Origin of the sequence: Haloterrigena sp. KLK7 (genome assembly GCF_037914945.1) — an archaeon.
Taxonomy (GTDB): Archaea; Halobacteriota; Halobacteria; order Halobacteriales; family Natrialbaceae; genus Haloterrigena; species Haloterrigena salinisoli.
The window spans coordinates 51,541-67,132 of sequence record NZ_CP149788.1 but is presented as its reverse complement, the minus strand read 5'-3'; the positions used below and the strand labels follow the sequence as shown (position 1 = coordinate 67,132).

The 15,592-nt window shown below is 60.4% G+C and carries 11 protein-coding genes and 1 pseudogene; 8 read left to right on the top strand and 4 right to left on the bottom strand.

Annotated features, from left to right (window positions below; translation table 11 throughout):
- Positions 1 to 62: 62 nt before the first annotated feature.
- Complete coding sequence (locus tag WD430_RS19285) at positions 63 to 3,095, bottom strand: MMPL family transporter (RefSeq protein WP_339106068.1); 3,033 nt, start codon at positions 3,093 to 3,095, stop codon at positions 63 to 65.
- Between the two features lie 358 nt (positions 3,096 to 3,453).
- On the opposite strand from WD430_RS19285, the gene WD430_RS19280 reads away from it, so the two are divergent.
- A complete protein-coding gene (locus tag WD430_RS19280; RefSeq protein WP_339106067.1) occupies positions 3,454 to 4,065 on the top strand; it encodes a TetR/AcrR family transcriptional regulator in 612 nt (203 codons plus the stop codon).
- A gap of 137 nt (positions 4,066 to 4,202) precedes the next feature.
- Here the strand turns inward: WD430_RS19280 and WD430_RS19275 are convergent, their stop codons facing one another.
- Positions 4,203 to 4,739, bottom strand: a complete 537-nt coding sequence (locus tag WD430_RS19275) for a VTT domain-containing protein (protein ID WP_339106162.1) — start codon at positions 4,737 to 4,739, stop codon at positions 4,203 to 4,205.
- A 209-nt stretch (positions 4,740 to 4,948) separates the two neighbouring features.
- Between WD430_RS19275 and WD430_RS19270 the strand changes: the two genes are divergently transcribed.
- Positions 4,949 to 5,407, top strand: coding sequence for a zinc ribbon domain-containing protein (locus tag WD430_RS19270; RefSeq protein ID WP_339106066.1), 459 nt, complete (start codon positions 4,949 to 4,951; stop codon positions 5,405 to 5,407).
- A gap of 139 nt (positions 5,408 to 5,546) precedes the next feature.
- On the opposite strand, the pseudogene WD430_RS19265 reads toward WD430_RS19270, so the two are convergent.
- Positions 5,547 to 5,687, bottom strand: a pseudogene (locus WD430_RS19265) (TetR/AcrR family transcriptional regulator); the annotation flags it as partial.
- Positions 5,688 to 5,854: 167 nt separating this feature from the next.
- On the opposite strand from WD430_RS19265, the gene WD430_RS19260 reads away from it, so the two are divergent.
- From WD430_RS19260 to WD430_RS19250, 3 genes are read left to right on the top strand one after another with little or no spacing between them, the layout of a single operon-like run.
- Positions 5,855 to 7,321 carry a sodium-dependent transporter gene (locus tag WD430_RS19260; RefSeq protein ID WP_339106065.1) on the top strand — a complete coding sequence of 489 codons (1,467 nt, stop codon included), beginning with the start codon at positions 5,855 to 5,857 and terminating at the stop codon, positions 7,319 to 7,321.
- Position 7,322: 1 nt separating this feature from the next.
- On the top strand, positions 7,323 to 7,646 hold the full coding sequence (locus WD430_RS19255) for a hypothetical protein (protein WP_339106161.1): 324 nt from the start codon (positions 7,323 to 7,325) through the stop codon (positions 7,644 to 7,646).
- A complete protein-coding gene (locus tag WD430_RS19250) occupies positions 7,643 to 8,674 on the top strand; it encodes a proline racemase family protein (RefSeq protein ID WP_339106064.1) in 1,032 nt (343 codons plus the stop codon). Before WD430_RS19255 ends, WD430_RS19250 begins: the two co-directional genes overlap by 4 nt.
- On the opposite strand, the gene WD430_RS19245 is transcribed toward WD430_RS19250, so the two are convergent.
- A complete protein-coding gene (locus WD430_RS19245; RefSeq protein ID WP_339106063.1) occupies positions 8,675 to 9,403 on the bottom strand; it encodes a helix-turn-helix domain-containing protein in 729 nt (242 codons plus the stop codon).
- 558 nt (positions 9,404 to 9,961) lie between these two features.
- On the opposite strand from WD430_RS19245, the gene WD430_RS19240 reads away from it, so the two are divergent.
- The 3 genes from WD430_RS19240 to WD430_RS19230 all read left to right on the top strand — a co-directional run bounded on the left by WD430_RS19240 (position 9,962) and on the right by WD430_RS19230 (position 15,219).
- Positions 9,962 to 10,900, top strand: a complete 939-nt coding sequence (locus WD430_RS19240; protein WP_339106062.1) for a DMT family transporter — start codon at positions 9,962 to 9,964, stop codon at positions 10,898 to 10,900.
- A gap of 626 nt (positions 10,901 to 11,526) precedes the next feature.
- On the top strand, positions 11,527 to 13,590 hold the full coding sequence (locus tag WD430_RS19235) for an ATP-binding protein (protein ID WP_339106061.1): 2,064 nt from the start codon (positions 11,527 to 11,529) through the stop codon (positions 13,588 to 13,590).
- A 471-nt stretch (positions 13,591 to 14,061) separates the two neighbouring features.
- On the top strand, positions 14,062 to 15,219 hold the full coding sequence (locus WD430_RS19230; protein ID WP_339106060.1) for a hypothetical protein: 1,158 nt from the start codon (positions 14,062 to 14,064) through the stop codon (positions 15,217 to 15,219).
- Positions 15,220 to 15,592: the final 373 nt, after the last annotated feature.

Sequence of the window (15,592 nt, the reverse complement as noted above, 5' to 3'; positions counted from 1 at the left end):
CGAGTACGTCGTTTCCCGGTCGGAAACCGAGGAGAGTGCTCCTCGTCAGTACGGGCCGGACGTTACTTCTTCGTTCGTGACTCCGACCCGTCCGTCGGTTGCCCGCCGTCGCTGGCCGTAGGCGCGGGCGAACTACTCGGCGCGTCGAACGAGACGTCCGGGCCGAAGTACTTCGTCCAGACCACGAGCAGACTCGGGAGGACGAGCACGCTCGCGAGGAACGCGTAGACGATCGTCATCCCGGTGATGATCCCGAACTGCTGGAGCGGCGGGAGGATGGCGAAGGCGAGCACGCCGAAGCCACCGACGGTCGTCGCGGCACTGCCGAGCAGCGCGCCGCCGGTGCCGGTGACCGTCCGGGACATCGCCTCCCAGACCGACCCGGTCCGTTCCAGCTCGAGGCTGTAGCGCTCGCTCATGTGGATGCTGTAGGCGACGCCGAGCCCGACGGTGAGGCTCGTGATCATCCCCGTCATGACGTTGAACGGGATCTCGAGCAGGTACATCGTCCCGAGGATCCACGAGACACTGAACACGACCGGGAGCAGCGTCACCGCACCGAGGGTCGCGCTTCCCTTGGTAAGCCGGTAGGCGACCATCAGGAAGGCGAAGACGGCCACGAGGGTGATCAGCAGGCTCTCGATGACCGTGTCCATCAGCTGCTCCTGAACGATGTCGAACAGGATCGTCTGACCGGTCGCGGTGGCCTCGAGGCCGTTCCCGTCGATCCCGTCCGCGATGGATCGCATCTCGGTCGTGACGTCGCTCATGGCCGCGGTGCCGCTCGTCGAAACGACCATTCGAACGGCCTCGTAGTCGCCATCCTCCGTCTGGTGGATGACCGCTCCCGCTTCATTGGGGGCGGTTTCGAACAGTTCGTCGTACACCTGTTCGACGTTCCGATCGGGCACGCCGTCGCCGTCGGTATCGGCCGCGGTGAACGTCGCGTTGAACGACTCGTTCCGGTCGGCGACCTGCCGCATCGTCCGGAGGGGACTCTGGACGTCGGCCTCGCCGCTCGAGAGGGTGACGGCGACGTCGCTGGCGGCCGTCTCGTTCTCGGCCGCCTCGAGCCGCTGTAACGTCTCCGGATCGGTCACGTTCCCCTCGACGAGGATCTGCGCCTGGGAGTCCTCCCGAACGAAGTGCTGGTTGACGAACTCGAGGTTCTCCTTCATCGAGTAGTCGCCCGGCTTGAACGGTTCGGGGAGGTCGTTCGTCCACTCCGGCGGGTCCTCGGCGATGAAGTCCTCCTGATTGAAGCTGGTGTCGACCTGCGTCGCGCCGTACGCTCCGCCAGCGCTCACGAGGACGGCGACGAGGATGATGACGAGCGGCATCCGTCGCGCCGCCGTCGAACCGGTGGAGAGGAGCTGGCTGAACCGGCCACCGCCAGTCCCGAACGCGCGCTTCTTCCGATCGTATCCGTGGTTCTCGAGGAAGCCGTCGAGTTCGACTTTCAGCGCCGGCACCAGAACGGCGAACACGAGTAGGGCGACCGTGATCCCGACCGCGCTCACGATGCCGAAGTCCTGAATCGGTGGCACCGGACTCGTCATGTTCGAGAGGAACCCGATGGCCGTCGTCGCGGTCACCAGAATGAGCGCGATGCCGACGCCGGCCAGCGCGACCCGCATCGACCCGCGAGTATCGTCGTCGCCGTACGCACCGCCCTCCTGGCGCTGCTCGCGGTGGCGCATGAAGATGTGGATCGCGTAGTCGATCGAGAGCCCGATCAGCAACACCGGGACCGCGATGAACATCTGGTTGAAGTCGATCCCGGCCCAGCCCATAAAGCCGAACGTCCAGACGAGGACGACGGCGATCCCGAACAGGCCCAGCAGGATGTCAAGCAGATCGCGGTACGCGACGATCAGGGCGACGACGACGAACAACAGCGCGAGGGGGCCGACGATCGCCAAGCTGTCGCCCATCGAGTTGTTGATCTCCTCGCCCATGATGCCGCCGCCGAAGACGATGACGTCGGATCCGTCGGCCCCGAACTCGTCGTTCGCGATGGACTGCATCGCCAGTTGCGCGTCGACGAGTTCGTCGGAGACCGTTCCACCCTGACCGCCACCGCCCTCGCTCTGGTGGGTGACCAGCAGCATCGTCGCGTTCGCGCTCGTCGATCCCGCTTCGTAGCCCGTCGGCATGAACGCCAGTCCGCTCAGCTGGCCGGACGCGTCCTCGCCCAGCACGGCACCGAGCGCGCGTTCGTACTCCGTGGCGTTCATCGACTCGAGCGCGTCGATCTGTTCTTCCAGTGTCGGGGACGAGGCGTTCTCGAGGGCCGCCCGTTGGTCCTCCAGTTCGGCGCCGAGTTCCTCCAGTCGCGCGGCCTGCGACTCGAGGTCCGCACTGCGCTGCTCGAGGGCCTCGTACTCGTCGGCGAGCACGCCCTGGGTGCCGAGCCGGTAGGCCTCTTCGGCCTGCGACTCGTCCTCGGCGTTCCGGAGCAGCTGTGCCGACTCGTTGAACGTCGCGTACTGCGTCTCGTTCAGGTCGACCGACGAGTTCTCGTCGACCGCATCGAACTGTGCGCGCGGCGATGCCGAGGGGTCCTCCCGCAGCGTCTCGAGGGCCGTACGGAGGTCCCGTTGGGTCGCGTTCAGTTCGTCGCTCCGCTGTTCCAGCGCGGCGCGTTCCTCCCGAACGGTCGCGTTCAGTTCCTCGAATTCCGCGGCCGTCGCCTCGAGTTCGCGCTGTTGGTCGCCGGTGATCGACGAGATCGCGATGAGGTTCGCCGCGCCGACCGTCGGCTGGTCGTCGACGAGCGTCCGGTTGATCGTCTCGTTCTCCCGGAACGACTGTTGCAACCGGAGCGTCTCGACCATCGACTCCTGTGCGAGGACGTTCTCACCCCTGACGATCACTTGCGCCGCCGACGTGTTCTCCTGACCGGTCGAGAAGTTCGCCTCGACGTACTCCATTTTCTGCGCTTCCTCGGTGTCGCTCTGGAACTGATCGAGCGACGAGGACTGCTCGACCATTCCGGCACCGGCGCCCGCGATAACCGTGAGCACGAGCATGACGGCGATCACGGGCCGGCTGTAGTTTGTGACCGTCTCGGCGATCCGGTCGATCCAACTCATCTACCGGATCGACCTCCGTCTCCCGCGGTATCGTTCGCAATGCTCGACGCTCTACTGGGCGAGGAGTACCCCCGGATACGGCCGGTCGGTGTCGTCTCGGTCGCCCGTCTCAGTTCCGCTGTCATGTACTGACTGAATAGTCAATTAGTACTTATATACTTTCTCTCTTCGGGCAGCCATATCACGCTTCAGTGGCTATAGATAGAGATATATCGTCGCCGTCAGAGACTGACCATTCAATCAATTTTTATAGCTGGTAGTGGTATACGGTATTCAGCATGGCGGGTATCACGGAATCGAATCGGAACCGACATCAGGTCGCCGTCGGTAAAGCGGGCGGAGCTCGGAAGCGATCACGATGACAGAACTACCACCGTTCCTCGAGGATCCGGGCGGAACTCGCGGCGCCATCATGAGCGCGACGTACACCGCGCTCTGTGAACACGGGTACAGCGAGCTCACGATCCAGCGGATCGGAGACGAGTTCTCGAAGAGCAAGTCGCTGCTGTATCACCACTACGACAGCAAGGACGACCTCCTCCTCGATTTCCTCGAGTTTATGTTGGATCAGATCGAGGGACAGATTCCCACGTATGGAGAGGGGGGCGCGGACGATCACATCGAGGGAATCGTCGACCACACGTTCGGATTCGGCGACACCGCAATGCCGACCGAGTTCACGCAAGCGGTCGTCGAACTTCGCTCACAGGCGGCCCACGACGACGACTACCGGGAGTACTTCACCCGGAGCGATCAGTTCGTCCGAAAACACGTCGCACACACGATTCGGTCGGGGATCGAACAGGGCGTGTTTCGGGAGGTCGACCCCCAGCAAACGGCGGCGCTCTTCCAAAACGTCTTCCTCGGAACGATGATGCTTCGCGTCACCAACGACGACGAGGGCGTCCTCGAAGACAGCCGTGCCGCGTTCGATCGATACGTTCGGGAGTATCTCCTCGTCGACGAGTGAAACGGCGAGCGCCGATCGGACACACGTCGGGTGGGGTCGCTTTCACGCGTTCGGACTATCGAGAACGGGGCCTGTGGTACAGTTTCGTCGACGGCTCCGGTATGGAGACGGTTCCGCCGGAGACGGACCGCTCGGGCTCAAAACACCGTCCAGAGCCCGCCGACGAATCCGGCCGTGACGACGAGACGTCCGAGACTCCCGAAAAACGTCGCGACGGCGAATTTCACGTAGTCCGTTTCGAGGACGGCGAACGCGTAGATCGAGATCGTGTCGGGAAAGAACGGGACGGACAGGGCGAGGGCCATTCCGCCGTACCCGTACTGCTTTGCGAGCTGAACGGAGCGCTTCTCCGACCATTTCAGGATATCCCACCGTGACTCGCGCAGCCATCGCGTTATCGGTCCGGCCTCTTTGACCTCCTGACCGATATGAAACGCCAGCACGCTTCCGGCGGCCTTTCCGATCGCGCTCACGAGCATGATACTCGAGAGTTGCGCCCACGACGGCAGGCCGAGATCGAGCGGCGCGACCAGCACGATCTCGCTCGGGCCGGGAAGCACGAACGCGATCAGAAACGAATAGACGAAGATAACCCCCATTCCGGGCCAGCCCGTCGCCGTCTCGACGACGGCCTCGAGTCCCCCGGCGACGGCGGCGATCAGCATCTCGAGCATGAACGACGGTTGGAGAATCGTGGCCCGGTCGGGTAAGCGTTCGGTTTGCATGTATGTCGTGGTCGGAGGACCGGTATCGATCGGTGTCCTCTACCGGTTCCGGTGGCGAAGCGTTCGGGATCCGCGTTTCGCGTCCATCGCGCGCCGAGTACTCGACGGAGAGCGATGGCATCGCGAAGACTTTTACCTCCTGACTGATTAGTCAGGACATGGGCCGATCGATATCGCAGAAACGGCCGTGGATCGCAGCGCTGCTGGCGGTGTTCCTCACTGGGTTCGGCCACCTGTACCTTCGGCGCTGGCGTCGCGCGCTCGGCTGGCTCGCCGCGTCGTTCGTCGTGTCCGCCCTGCTCGTCGATTCGGCAGCGGTCGAGGAGCTGATGGCCGGGAGCGGAAGCCCAGAGACGATGCTAGCGGTGTCACCGATGCTCTGCGTCGTGGGGCTCAGCGCCATCGACGCGTATCTGCTCGCTCGCGCTCAGAACGCGACGGATCGCTCGCCTACGGGGGACACCAGTACAGCGGTTAGCGCGGAATCGACCGACGGAGACACGATCGCCTGCCCCCACTGCGGCAGCGACCTCGATCCGGAACTCGAGTTCTGCCACTGGTGTACGAAAGCGGTCGACGTCGATGGCGACCGCCTCGAGGACTCGCCCGATCGATGAGCGGTCACCGCTCGCGGCCCGGTGGGACGGCGCGACGACCGTCCCGTCCCGAACGTCGAGCGTTCTTCTCACTCCGTTTGACTGGCCGAGTTCCGAATCGTGGCTGATATCTGAATCTAAGATCCAAATATAAGTCAAATCAAAGGCCCAGAGCAAACGTTCGTCTCGCCGTCTCGAGCGATTGCGCTTCGTCGAGTGCAACTGCTCGAGTCCGAGCGCCGTCGACAATCGTCGTGAGTGCCCGCGCCACGTGGTCGGCGTCGACGTCGTCGAACACGCCTCGGGGTTTGACCCCGAGGCACTCGGCCTACTCCGCCTGTAGAACCTATCACGGGCCACAGAGGTAGACGCTCTCTGATCACACGTGGAGACGTCCCTATTAAGGTATCGACTATAGTAGGGGAGTGCTATAACTGCTACGTCTATCATAGTTTGTACGAATCGACAATGGAAAACTCTGAGTCGAGAACAGCGAGAGAAGAGTGGGGTACTCGGTTCGGTTTCCTGATGGCCATGGTGGGTGCCATGGTCGGGGCGGGAAATATCTGGAGGATGCCCTTCACCACGGGGCAGAACGGTGGAGGAGCGTTCCTCATCGCGTACATCATTCTCTTGTACGTTGTCGCGGTTCCCGGTCTCATGGCTGAAACGATGATCGGTCGGTACACGAACAGAGGCGTTATCGGGGCGTTCGATCAGATCGTCGGAAGCAAACGTGCAGGAGGGCTCGGTCTGGTCGTTCTCCTCGTCAACATTGCGGTGATGTCGTACTATGCGCCAATCATCGGGTGGGCGCTCTACTACGCCCTCCACTCCTTCTTGATGACGTTCACCCAACCCGGATTCGAGCCCCAGGCGTTCTGGGACGGATTCATCTCGAATCCAGCGCTCGTTATCGGGTTACACACGGTGACTATGGCAGGGGTCGCCGGTGTTCTCGTTTTCGGGATCCGTCGCGGTATCGAGCGCGTGGTAAAATGGATGATTCCGCTACTCGTCTTCGCACTGGTCGCGGTTGGGGTGCGCGGTGTCACCCTTCCCGGCGGGATGGAAGGAGTCGCATTCGCCTTTACTCCCGAGTGGACGTACCTCACTCGCGGGAGTACGTGGGTCGCAGCGCTCAGTCAGGCGTTATTCTCGACGGGATTAGGATGGGGTATCGCACTCACGTACGGGAGCTATCTCAGCAGATACGACGACGTCCCGCTCGGCGGTGGTATGTTCACCGCGATCGGTAACACGAGTATCGGTCTCTTGGCCGTGTTCGCGACGTTCCCGATCGTGTTCGCGTTCGGAATCGAACCGACTGCGGGTTCTAATCTGCTGTTCATCTCGCTGGCCCAGGTGTTCCCGGAGCTACCGGGCGGAGCGGCATGGGCCGTCTTGTTCTTCGTCTCGTTCTTCTTCGCGACGTTCTCCTCTGGTCTCGGGATCACCGAGGTCGGCGTAACGACCGTCTCCGAAGAGACGCGCCTCTCGCGATCCGGTTCGGTGGTCGCGGTCTGCGGGATCATCTGGCTGCTCGGTCTCCCGAGTGCGTACTCGTCGTCGTTCCTCGATCAGATGGACTTCATGTTCGGGAGCTTCGGCTTCCCGCTATCGACGCTGGCGATCATCGCGCTCGTCGCGTGGAAGTTCGGTCCGGAGCGCGCCCGCGTCATCGATCTCAATCGCAACGCCGGCCTCTACGTTGGCCGATGGTGGAATCCGGTCGTTAAGTACGTTGTCCCCACGGTAGTCGTGTTCATTCTCGGCTACGGGGTCGTCACGAGCATCGGGACCGAAAACCAGACGCTGATGATCCTGGGTGTTGGACTCATGATAGCCCTCCTCGTCGTAAGTACGGTCGTAATGAGCGTCGTTGGAGATGTGTCGGATAGTGCTCCCGAACCTGCTTCGGAGGGAGGTGATTGAGATGGCACTCTCAACCGTCGCGTGGATAACGATGATTCTCGCGATACTCGCGCTTCCCGGCGTCGCAAGCGTCATCCTCATCAAATCACTTCGCACCGAAGAACGGAAGCTGCGGTTACTCAAAGAGCAGGGGACTATCGACAGCTACCCGCCCCGTGCGCTGCGGGAACTCCGTGAGTGGGCCCAGGCGAATCCGAACGACCCGTATGCACCGGAAGCACGAGAGCGATACAACGAGTGCGTGCGATCGCTTCGAGAAATCGACGAACCGTATTACGACTGGTCCGACGAGGAGATAGCGGAACTGGAGACGCTCGAAGAATGAGGTTCGACGGTGACTTCGACGACGTGCGTACGGACGCATCGTTTACGACGGTCGACACGCATACAGCTGGGGAACCGACACGGATCCTCCTCGACGGTCTCGATCGGTCTACCCTCGAGGGCGATCGCGTTCGCGCGAAGCGCGAGTCGTTCGCCGAGCAGTACGACTGGGTTCGAGAACTACTGATGAGAGAGCCGCGAGGTCACGACGACATGTTCGGTGCGGTCGTCGTCGAACCCCATAGGGACGAAGTCGACCTCGGCGTGTTCTTCATGGACAGCGAGGGGTACTTGGATATGTGCGGTCACGGGACGATCGGTGTCGTTTCGGCCCTCATCGAGTTGGGCCACCTCCCCAGTGAACCGACGATCCGCGTGGAGACGCCGGCGGGCGTCGTCGAAGCGAAACCACAGTACGCCGATGGGGGAGTCGAAGCGGTCACGATTCAGAACGTCGAGTCGTTCGTCTACGGCACGACGACGGTCCCCGTCTCGTTCTCGGACTCGCCGCTTCGGGTGGACGTCGTCTACGCCGGGAACTTCTTCGCGTTAGTCGATAGCGAACAACTGGACGTTTCTGTCGATACGGCTCGAATCGACGAGGTCATCGACTGGGGACTCGAAATCCGGGACGCCGTCAACGACGAACTCGAGATCGTTCACCCGTTGTCCGGCGAGCGAGGGAGGGTGGCCATCACCGAAATCTATGAGTCCTCCGACGACACCGACCGCAGCATCGTCGTCTTCGGCGGCGGACAGGTGGACCGCTCTCCGTGCGGGACCGGGACGTGTGCGAAGATGGCGCTGCTATACGAGGAGGGACGGCTTGCGGTCGACGAACCGTACATCCACGAGAGCATCGTCGGAACCCGGTTCGAGGGCCGAATCGTAGAAACGAGAGAGCAGGACGGCGTCACACTGACGGTCCCCACGATAACCGGATCTGCCCGAATCACGGGCAAGCACACCTTCGTGAAGGATCCGCGAGACCAGATATCTGGCTTCACGCTCTCCTCGAGCGACGAGTAGTTACCAGTCGTACTGGTCGAGGAGTTTCGCTTCCGCCTTTCGGAGGTGTTCGAGCAGCGTCGTCTTCGAGATGTCGAGTTCGTCCGCGAGTTCCTGCGTGGTCGTCTCCCTCGGCCACGTGTAGTAGTTGCGCTTGCGGGCCAAGTTTAACACCTCCCGTTGCCGATTCGAGAGTCGGTTCTGCTGGTGGCTGACGTCGTTTTGCGTCTTCGAGACGGACGCGATTTTGGTGACGACGATATCGGCGTCTTTCTGTTCCTCCAACGAACGAAGTCGCTCTTTTAGGTCTCCGTCTCCGGTATCGATCACCGGCCAGTACTCCCACCCGTCGTTGACTCGCACGGGCGCGTCGTGGACGAATCCGTACTCGAGTAGTGCGTCCGTCATACTGTTGTCGGGATCGTACTCGACCATGAGCTCCCGAGTCGTGTTCCCGATGTTCGATGCGTCCTTGTCGAACTCGTGTCGAGGACTCAACTCGGAGACGGAGTCGGTCAGCCGCGACTCCGTTGCTGTCTTGACGAATTCGTCGAGCTCGTCGATCCGATCGGCGTAGACGGTAAAGTGACCTTTCACAGTGTCTTGAGGGGTATTGTAGACCGTGTGTGCGATCATACCGGCCGCCGTCTTTTCGCTCACTTCGAGCGTCCAGCAGTTCGGATGCTGAATCTTTAGCGTGAGTCTCGTCGTTCCGTTCGCCTCTTTCGGAGTTGTGATAGATTTTGGCATAGACAGTTATTACTGCTATCTTCTTATAAACTCCCCGTCTATAGTCGGGAAGCGGCGTGTCGGCTCTATAGTGAAAATTAGCACTACTGCTCCGAAACGGACTCGAAATTTCTCTCCTGGCCCGGGGAGATCGCTCTCATTCCTTCTCTCTGTGGATATCACACGCTACAAGTAGATAGTACAGACGACCGATCACTAGATCAACGGCGGGGGAATCGACGGCCGCAGGGCCGAGATCTCTGAGGGCATCGTATACAATATAATATTTATTATAAATTCTGGGAGAATTATTTGGTTGGGAGGGTGATTATAGGACCGGAACGAATCGCTGGACACGATGGCCGCGCCAGCAAGGGAGCACGCCGGACGAGACGACCATCCTCGGATTCGACGCCAGTCTTTCAACCGCGTACACGAGGAACCGAAGAAGACGCCCGACGCGAGGGATGACGTGAGACGTGAGGTCGATTTCAGGAACGTAACGTGGCATAACGCAGTCTATGCCGTTTCGTTCTCCCGCGTCGTTGAGGCGGAACAGACGCACGACCTCCGGCTACGATGAGCTATTCTCTCTTCCACAATCGATATCGGAGCGCCGTCTTCTTCGTTATCTTAGCGGCCCTCTGGGGCGGCACGTATCCCGCGATAAAGATCGGTCTCGAGGATTTTCCGCCGCTCTTTTATGCCGCGTTACGACTCGACCTCGCTGCAATCGTGTTGCTTCTGTACGTCTCCCGTTCGTTCGATTACTGGTGGCCACGCGATGGTCGCGACTGGATAGCGGTTTTCTCTGGTGGGATCTTCACCCTCGCCGGACACAGCGTCCTCCAGAACGTCGGTCAACAAACAGTTCCGAGTGCAATCGCTGCGATCCTCGGCGGCTTGATTCCGGTGGTAACGATCGGCTTCGCCAAGATATTTCTCCCACAAGAGGAATTCGGTATACTCGAGTTGCTCGGTATTAGCCTCGGGTTCGTCGGAATTGCGGCGATTACTCGACCCGACCCAGCGAACCTTCTCGCAGCGGACACCATCGGCCAAGTGATCTTATTGCTGTCCGCCGCTGCATTCGCGCTCGGTGGCGTCCTCACTCAATGGGCGAACGCTGAGATGCCGTTCTCTCCGCGGACCGCGTGGGCGATGGTTATCGGCGCTCTCCTTACCCATGTCGCCAGTTCCGTGAGCCCGAACGAGTCTCTACAGCTCGTGCAGGTGTCTCCGCGAGGACTCGTCGCGCTCCTCTATCTTGGCGTATTCGTGAGCGCGATCGGGTATCTACTGTACTTTCATCTCCTCCCTCGGCTCGGGTCAGTCGAACTCAACCTCGTTACGTACGGAGCGGCAATATTCGGAACCGTATTCAGTTGGATGCTCTTCGACGAGCACGTTACCGTCCTTACCCTCGTTGGGTTCTGTCTCATCCTTCTCGGCTTTGTACTACTCAAACACGAGGCGTTCTACGAGGAATACAAAACCCGTAGAAAGCATTCAAACTAACTGCATCTCCCTCAGACAGAGGGAGGTAGAACCAAATCGGGCAACAGGCTGCCGGAATCGGTAGAGGTAGGAGATCGCTGAGTTCCGATTCTCGTGGTATCAGTCCTCGCTCAGTGCTTTCACTACAGTCGAGATTTCCCTGTACGACGACCCCGTCGAGAACGCTTCGGTCACGACCGCTCCGGGGCGATGACGCTGTCGCCTCCGACGGTCACACCGGGATTGATAACGGCCCGTCCACCGATCCAGACGATGTCACCGACTGGAACCGGGTTCGGGTACTCCGGCCCTTCGATTCGCTCGCTGTTCTGGAGTAACGACTACCGGCTATTTTCACTCAGTACGTGGGGTGACTCGAGGACGAAACACCGCGAGCGACACAGGAAAAGGAAACCGTCGCGCTCGCGGCTCGAGGTCAGCAGAAGTGTCGTCGCGCGGTACGCGACGGCTAGTTCGAGGACCGCGACGAGTTTCAGCTGTGGTCAGCGTCTCTGGCACGGAAGACTATCCCGTCAGCGTAGTGTGAGATAACCCCGATGCCCTCCTACGCGACCGCTTAAATCCGGAGCGAACGCAACTTCAGAAATCGACAGGGGTAAACCCCTTCCTGCAATATAACGCCACCAATGAGTCGCGGTGAGCGACATTCTATAAATGAGGTGATAGGAGAAGTCACCCGGGCGTTGATTCCGAACATCACCAAAAACGAGATACGACAACGCACTTGTGAGCAGTTCGCAGCGTCGGAGTTGTACTCCTTTGCGTGGATCGGTTGCTATGATCCAGAGAAAGAGGAGGTGATTCCGTCAGCCTCCGCCGGGATTGCGGAGAATACGCTCACTGGAATCACTCTCACTGAGGAGTCACCCCGAGCGAAACTGACAAAGGAAGCCGTGCGAACGCGGGAGCTCACAGTCGGACGGTATCCCGTTGACGATCCCCCGTCCGAGGATCGGCGTGACCGCGCCCACAAACACGACGACCGAACCTGCGCGGTCATCCCCCTCGTTTACGAAGAGACGCTGCACGGAGTCTTACATCTGGCTACCGACCGGTCGCACGGATTTGACGCAGTCGAGCGAGAATCGCTCGCAGAGTTAGGAGTGACAATCGCATACGCCTTCGAAAACGAGGCGTCGTCCGCGAATACTGATAGCACTGAGCGCAAGGAAACGGAAGCAGAGATGACGAAAGTGACCGTCGAGTCCGAGCAGGAGCGACGGCTTTACGAGACCATCATCTCCAGTACTCCCGACCTCGTCTACGCGTTCGACCTCGACTACCGCTTCATATTCGCTAACGACGCACTGCTGGAGATGTGGGGCCAAACCTTTGAAGAGTCCGTCGGGAAGACCCTGCGGGAAAACGGCTACGAGCCGTGGCACGCGGAGATGCACGAACGCGAGATCGACCAAGTCGTGGAAACGAAAGAACCCGTCCGCGGCGAAGTGGCGTTCCAACACGCCGAGCGCGGCCACCGAATCTACGACTACATCTTCGCACCGGTACTCAACGAGGAGGGGGAAGTCGAAGCCGTCGCCGGAACGACGCGCGACGTCACCGAGCGCAAGGAGGCCGAGGAGGCGCTTCAGGAGAGCGAGGAGCGATTCCGAGCGTTGGTCACCGCTAGCTCGGACGTAGTGTATCGCATGAGCCCCGATTGGACCGAAATGCATCACCTCGAAGGCAAGGAGTTCATCGCCGATACGCGCGAATCGACCGAGGATTGGCTTGATAGATACATTCACCCGGACGACCAGGAGCGTGTCATGGAGGCCATCGACGAAGCGATCCGGACCAAGAGCATCTTCGAACTGGAACATCAGGTAGAGCAGGTCGATGGGAGCCTGGGCTGGACGTTCTCGCGTGCGGTACCGATGCTGGATGAGGACGGTGACATCGTCGAGTGGGTCGGTATGGCGAGCGACATCACCGAGCGCAAAGAGTACGAGCGGAAACTCGAACAAACCAACGCCCAACTGAGACGCTCGAACGCGGAACTCAAGCGATTTGCCCACGCCGCCTCCCACGACCTCCAAGAGCCATTACGGATGGTCTCTAGCTATCTCCAGCTACTCGAAAATCGCTACGGGGACACCCTCGATGCTGACGCCAAGGAGTTCATCGAGTTCGCTGTCGATGGCGCAGACCGGATGCGGGAAATGGTCGATGCGCTGCTCGAATATTCCCGAATACATACCAATGAAAAGGACTTCGAGCCGATTGACTGCGAGACAGTCCTCGAGGAGGCGATGGAGAATCTCCAGATGGCAATCGCCGAAAGCGATGCCACCATCACGTCGGATGAACTGCCCACGGTGAGCGGCGATGAACGCCAACTCATTCAGCTCTTCCAGAACCTCCTCGATAACGCCATCACGTATGCAGGCGATGGCCCACCGACCGTCCACGTCTCCGCCGAGCGACGAGACGGCGAGTGGCTGTTTTCGGTCCGCGACGATGGGATCGGGATAGACCCAGCGGAAACAGACGACATCTTCGAAGTATTCAACCGCCTCCACACTCCTGACGAGTACGAGGGAACTGGTATCGGTCTCGCCATCTGCAAACGCATCGTGACGACTCACGATGGCCGTATCTGGGTCGAGTCCGACCCCGGCGAGGGGACGACGTTCTTCTTCACGATACCTGATAGTATCGCGGAAGGAACGGCACAGAAGGAGTGGTAACGGAGGAAGGGGTCTCGATTTCTCGGTCGAAGATGATCATAGCGATGGCTACCACACTCAATGAGGGGAGAACGCGGATTTGACGCGACGATACCGCCTGACGAGTAACTCTCTACCAGTACAAAGAACTGTTCGGACAACTGTGCGAGAGACAGCGCGCGGATCGGCTATACGAATCTCCGCAGATTCGGTCGTCCGATCTGGTCGGTACAGCGGCACCAATCAGTCAAGCAATTTACAGTGTGATTACTGGTTTCTGGGAATTCGAATAAACGATACTCCTTGGGGCCCCGAACCGACAATTGTGACAACCGATTTGTCGGACGGGAAAGTGTTGCATACGTTCGGAGTGGGGACGTCCGATGAATGAAAGCTGCTTGCCAAGATGATAAGTGTACTGATACCACGCCGGCGGCGTGATGAGCAGGACACAAACGAACCGCAGTACCGTTCCGTGGGAGTGAAAGTCTAATGGCGGTCATTGATACTCTCCTCGGAAGCGGCGTATTCGTGATGTTCCTCGCGGTCGTCGTTGGGATGGCGTTCGGCCGAATCGATTTCGGCCGTGGAATCAAGTTCGGCGTCGCGGGGCCGCTGTTTGCGGGGTTAGTACTCGGTCATTTCGGCTTCACGGTTCCGGATGCGTACTCGGGGCTAACGCTCGCCCTGTTCGTCGCCGCAGTCGGACTGATCGCCGCTCACGAGATCGAAGGGACTGTCAAGACGTACGGACTCAACTTCATCGTCATTTCGGTTCTGATGCCGACGATCGCCGTGGTCCTCACCTACGTGTGGGTGGTCCTCGTGTTCCCAGATGCGTCGACGGGCCTGATCATGGGCTCGTTCTCGGGGGCACTGACGAGCAGTCCCGGCCTCGGGTCGGCGGTCGAGGCACTCCCCGAGGCGGCCGCTCAGCAGTACCAGATCGGGCACTCCGTCGGTTACGTAGTCGGGGTACTCGTCATCGTGATGTTCCAACAGCTCTACCCGAGGGTGAGCGGTATGGATATTGACGACGAGAAACGGCAATTCTCCGAGAAGATACGTGATATCGGCGAGGAGGCGGCCGATATCGAGGTGATCACCTTTAGTGTGCTCGGATTCGCGCTCGTGCTGGTCGCGGGGTCGGTGCTCGGGAGCATTCCGATCCCGATGGGACCGATTGGCGTGATTACCCTCGGGACGACCGGTGGCGTGCTCATCACCGCCCTCGTCCTCGGGTATCTCGGCACGGTCGGGCCGGTCAATATGCGCATGGAAACGACGATCCTCTCTGAGATTCGGGCCTTCACGCTTGCGATGTTCCTCGCCGTGGTCGGGATCGACGCCGGGGCGGGACTGATCGAGACCATCGCGGAGTACGGCGTCGAAATCGTCGTGACCGCCGGACTCAACAGTATCGTCGCTATCATCGGTGGACTGGTTCTCACCAGGGTCGTTTGGGAGATGGACTGGATCCACGCCGCGGGCGGTATCACCGGCGGACACACGGACACGAAGGGACTCGCCGCGGCTATCGACGCCACCGACTCCGACGAGGTGGCTGCAGGATACGGAAACACCTACCCGTTCGCGCTCCTCGCAATGGTGATCTACGCGAAGGTTCTCGTGGCAGTTATTCCACTCTGAGGGTCGTTTCCCTCGTTCGATAAGCAGACCAACATTTTTCTCTGCGCTTCCTCGCTTCGCTCGGTCGGCAAAATGTCGATTAAAAGCATTCCTCCCTCCCCTCGGCTCGCGGTGGTTCGAGAGAGGTTCGCTCTCTCGTCATCAAGCGAACCCTTCAGTTTCGCGGACAGCGAGGGACCTCCGGTCCCTCAAGCAGTCGGCGCGAAGCGCCGACGACCTCGCGGAGCTTTGCTCCGCTCAGTCACGAAAGGCGCTTCGCGCCTTTCGATCGACTCCGCCGCTCGCCTATTCGCGGCCCTTCGCGCCGCGCTCTCCGGGTCGGTCGTCGGCCCGCTCGCTCACTGACTCGCGGCTTGCGCCGCTCCGGTGTCAC

What these genes read in the sequence shown, in the direction of transcription:
- WD430_RS19230 (WP_339106060.1), top strand. Translation starts at nt 14,062, where the DNA reads ATGGCGGTCATTGATACTCTCCTCGGAAGCGGCGTATTCGTGATGTTC.
- WD430_RS19245 (WP_339106063.1), bottom strand. Translation starts at nt 9,403, where the DNA reads ATGCCAAAATCTATCACAACTCCGAAAGAGGCGAACGGAACGACGAGA.
- WD430_RS19255 (WP_339106161.1), top strand. Translation starts at nt 7,323, where the DNA reads ATGGCACTCTCAACCGTCGCGTGGATAACGATGATTCTCGCGATACTC.
- WD430_RS19235 (WP_339106061.1), top strand. Translation starts at nt 11,527, where the DNA reads ATGAGTCGCGGTGAGCGACATTCTATAAATGAGGTGATAGGAGAAGTC.
- WD430_RS19240 (WP_339106062.1), top strand. Translation starts at nt 9,962, where the DNA reads ATGAGCTATTCTCTCTTCCACAATCGATATCGGAGCGCCGTCTTCTTC.
- WD430_RS19260 (WP_339106065.1), top strand. Translation starts at nt 5,855, where the DNA reads ATGGAAAACTCTGAGTCGAGAACAGCGAGAGAAGAGTGGGGTACTCGG.
- WD430_RS19270 (WP_339106066.1), top strand. Translation starts at nt 4,949, where the DNA reads ATGGGCCGATCGATATCGCAGAAACGGCCGTGGATCGCAGCGCTGCTG.
- WD430_RS19285 (WP_339106068.1), bottom strand. Translation starts at nt 3,095, where the DNA reads ATGAGTTGGATCGACCGGATCGCCGAGACGGTCACAAACTACAGCCGG.
- WD430_RS19280 (WP_339106067.1), top strand. Translation starts at nt 3,454, where the DNA reads ATGACAGAACTACCACCGTTCCTCGAGGATCCGGGCGGAACTCGCGGC.
- WD430_RS19250 (WP_339106064.1), top strand. Translation starts at nt 7,643, where the DNA reads ATGAGGTTCGACGGTGACTTCGACGACGTGCGTACGGACGCATCGTTT.
- WD430_RS19275 (WP_339106162.1), bottom strand. Translation starts at nt 4,739, where the DNA reads ATGCTCGAGATGCTGATCGCCGCCGTCGCCGGGGGACTCGAGGCCGTC.